This window comes from Streptomyces boluensis (genome assembly GCF_009908195.1).
In the GTDB taxonomy this organism is placed as follows: Bacteria; Actinomycetota; Actinomycetes; order Streptomycetales; family Streptomycetaceae; genus Streptomyces; species Streptomyces boluensis.
Map to the genome: position 1 here is coordinate 1 of NZ_JAAAHS010000592.1, position 3,028 is coordinate 3,028.

2 protein-coding genes are annotated in these 3,028 nt (G+C 71.5%); both read right to left on the reverse strand.

Annotation, left to right across the window (positions count from 1 at the left end):
• Window positions 1–1,087, reverse strand: a 1,087-nt coding sequence (locus tag GUY60_RS36315; protein ID WP_312866562.1) for a CaiB/BaiF CoA transferase family protein, incomplete at its 3' end; no start/stop codon positions are given.
• Window positions 1,080–2,948: an acyl-CoA dehydrogenase family protein gene (locus GUY60_RS36320; protein WP_281368670.1), complete on the reverse strand. Its 1,869-nt coding sequence runs from the start codon at window positions 2,946–2,948 to the stop codon at window positions 1,080–1,082. The genes GUY60_RS36320 and GUY60_RS36315, both read right to left, overlap by 8 nt.
• Between the last annotated feature and the right edge of the window lie 80 nt (window positions 2,949–3,028).

The following is a 3,028-nucleotide window of genomic DNA, read 5'->3' on the forward strand; positions in this document are numbered from 1 at the left end:
GGCGGGCGCCGCGGAACGTGACGGGGAACGCGACCTGTTCGAGCGGGCCCACGTCGGGGTGGTCGACCTTCTGGACCATGTCGAGGGCGGCGGTCTGCGGGCAGTCGTACACCTCGTCGAGGGTGCGGATGGCGGCGGCGGGTACGCCGAGAGGTTTGAGCAGGTCCACCCAGTGCGCGACCGGCGCGTCGACGAGGACCGCCTGAAGTTTGGCGTTGAGGGCCGTGCGGTGCGTCACGCGCGCGCGGTTGGTCGCGAAGCGCGGGTCGTCGGCCCACTCGGGGTGGCCGAGTGCCGTGCTCAGGGTGCGGAAGAGGCCGTCGTTGCCGACCGCGATCACGAAGTGGCCGTCGGCGGCCGGGTAGGCCTGGTACGGGACGAGGCTGGGGTGGCCGGAGCCGAGGCGGGTCGGGCGCTCGCCGGTCGCGAAGTAGCCGGTGGCCCAGTTGACGTGCAGGGCGAGTTGGGACTCGTACAGGGACGTGCTGACGTACTGGCCGTGGCCGGTGCGTTCGCGTTCGACGAGGGCCGAGGTGACGCCGATGAGGCCGAAGAGGGCGGCGCCGAGGTCGCCCATGGCGTAGCCGGCCTTGACGGGTGGGCCGTCGGGTTCGCCCGTGAGGGACATCAGGCCGGCACTGGCCTGGGCGACCATGTCGTAGCCGGGTTCGTCGCGCAGCGGTCCGGTGTCGCCGAAGGCGGAGATGTGCAGGATGACCAGCTGGGGGTAACGGGCGCTCAGCTCTTGGTAGTTGAAGAGGCGGGCCAGGGACGATCCCGGCCGGAAGTTCTCCACCATCACGTCCGCGTCGGCGAGCATGCGGTGCACGGCCTCCTGCCCGGCGGCCGACTTGAGGTCGAGGGTGACCGAGCGTTTGCTGCGGTTGGTGGCCAGGTAGTACGTGGCGTCGGGGCCGTTGAAGGGCGGGCCCCAGGCGCGGGTGGGGTCGCCGCCGTCGGGGTGTTCGACCTTGATGACGTCGGCGCCGAGGTCCGCGAGGGACATGGTGACGTAGGGGCCGGCGAGGATCTTGGAGAGGTCGACGACCTTCATGCCCTTCAGCGGGGCGGGTGTCTGCTCAGGCACGTTCGTACTCCTGAAGGTGGTCGAGCGGGATGTGTCCGCCGTCCGCGAGTGCGGCGAAGTGGTCCCGGAGGGCGGGGCGGGGCAGTGCGGCCGGGTCGCCCTCGTCTAGCAGGGCGCTGTAGCAGCGGGCGACGAGGAGGGCGCGGCCGTTCCCCGTGGTGTGGGCTTCGTGGTCGGCCTGGTTGTGCAGGAGGGTCTCCATGACGGCATGGGTGAGGGCGTCGGCGTACCGGCCGGCCCTCATCTCCTGTTCGTCCGGCGGGAGTTGGAGGAGTGCGTCACCCTCGGCCCGGAGTGCCTGCCAGCGTGTCTCCGTCGCCGCGTGGTGGCCGTAGGTGTCGTGGAGGGTGTGGTGGGCGTGCCGGCGGCGCAGGCAGCGCAGGACGTCGAGGGCGATGACGTTCGAGGAGCCTTCCCAGATGGAGCCGAGGTGGGCGTCGCGGACGAGGCGGGGGTTGACCCAGTCCTCGATGTAGCCGTTGCCGCCGCGGATCTCCATGGCCTCACCGGTGACGGTGCGGGCGCGTTTGCACAGGGTGTGCTTGGCGAGCGGGGTGAGGACGCGGACGATCGCGCGGGCGTCCTCGTCCCCGCTGTCGGCGGCGGTGAGGCGTTGCGCGGCCTCGACGACCAGGTGCAGGGCGGCTTCCGTGTCGAGGACCATCGGGAGCAGCGTGGCGCGCATGAGGGGCTGGTCGAAGAGGGGCTTGCCGAAGACGTGGCGTACGCGGGTGTGGTCGATGGACTCGCGGACGGCGCGGCGCATCAGGGCGGTGGCGCGCATGGCGTTGGAGAGCCGGGAGACGTTGAGCATCTCGGCCATCTGCCGGAATCCGTCGGCGAGTTGGCCGACCGGCGTGGCGTACGCCTCGTCGAGCGTGACCTCGCCGCTGGCGATGGAACGCGACCCCAGCTTGTCCTTGAGGCGGTCGATGCGGACGGCGTTGCGGGTGCCGTCGGGGCGCAGCCGCGGTACGAGGAACATGCCGAGGCCACGGGTGCCTTCGCCCTGTCCGGGGACGCGGGCGAGGGTGAGGATCACGTCGGCGCCCGGGTTGGAGGCGAACCACTTCTTGCCGGTGAGCGTCCAGTGGGTGCCCTGGTCGGTGGCGACGGTCGCGGTCAGGCCCACGTCGGTGCCGCCCTGCTTCTCGGTCATGAACATTGCGCCGGTGGCCCGGAGTTGGGGGTCCGTGGAGGACAGGGCGGCGATCTCGGCCGCGTACCGCTCGGGGTCGAAGAGGCGCAGGACGCGGGCGGCCGAGTCGGTCATGGACAGCGGGCAGGCCATGCCGAACTCGGACTGTACGTAGAGGTAGGACAGGGCGTACTTGACGGTGTGCGGAACCTTGGTGGGCCAGCCGAGCACGCCCGCCCTGTGGGACATCGCGGCGAGGCCGAAGCGTTCGTAGGCGAGGGCGGCGGCCTTGTCGTGGGCCGGGTGGAAGGTGATCGCGTCGATGCGCTCCCCCTGCGGGGCGTACGGGACGAGGCAGGGCGGGTTGGCGTCGGCGAGGGCGGCCTGCTCGTCGAGTTCGCCCGCGGCGAGGGCGCCGAGTTCGGCGAGGTGGGGCTCGATGCGGGTGCGGTCATCGGCGGACAGGACACGGTCGAGGAGCGGGCGCAGGGCGGGGTCGCGGTCGGCGTAGTTCATGGGCGTCGTAGGGGGCGGCACTGGGGGCACTGGTGACTCCGGGTCAGGCGGCTTGTGTTGCACGGGAGTTGGCGACGGGGCAGCGGCGAAGCCGCACGCCCCAGGGGCGCGGGGAACTGCGCGACCAGCCCCCACCGGTCCGCACCCGCCTCCGATCCGTGGACGCACACTCCGTTGCGCGACGTGGATCACTGTGCACCGCGCCATTAGGTGGTGTCCAAGACCAATAGCGGGCCGGATTCAGTGGCGATTCGGCACAGTCCGGCCGGTCGCGGCCGAGGCACAAC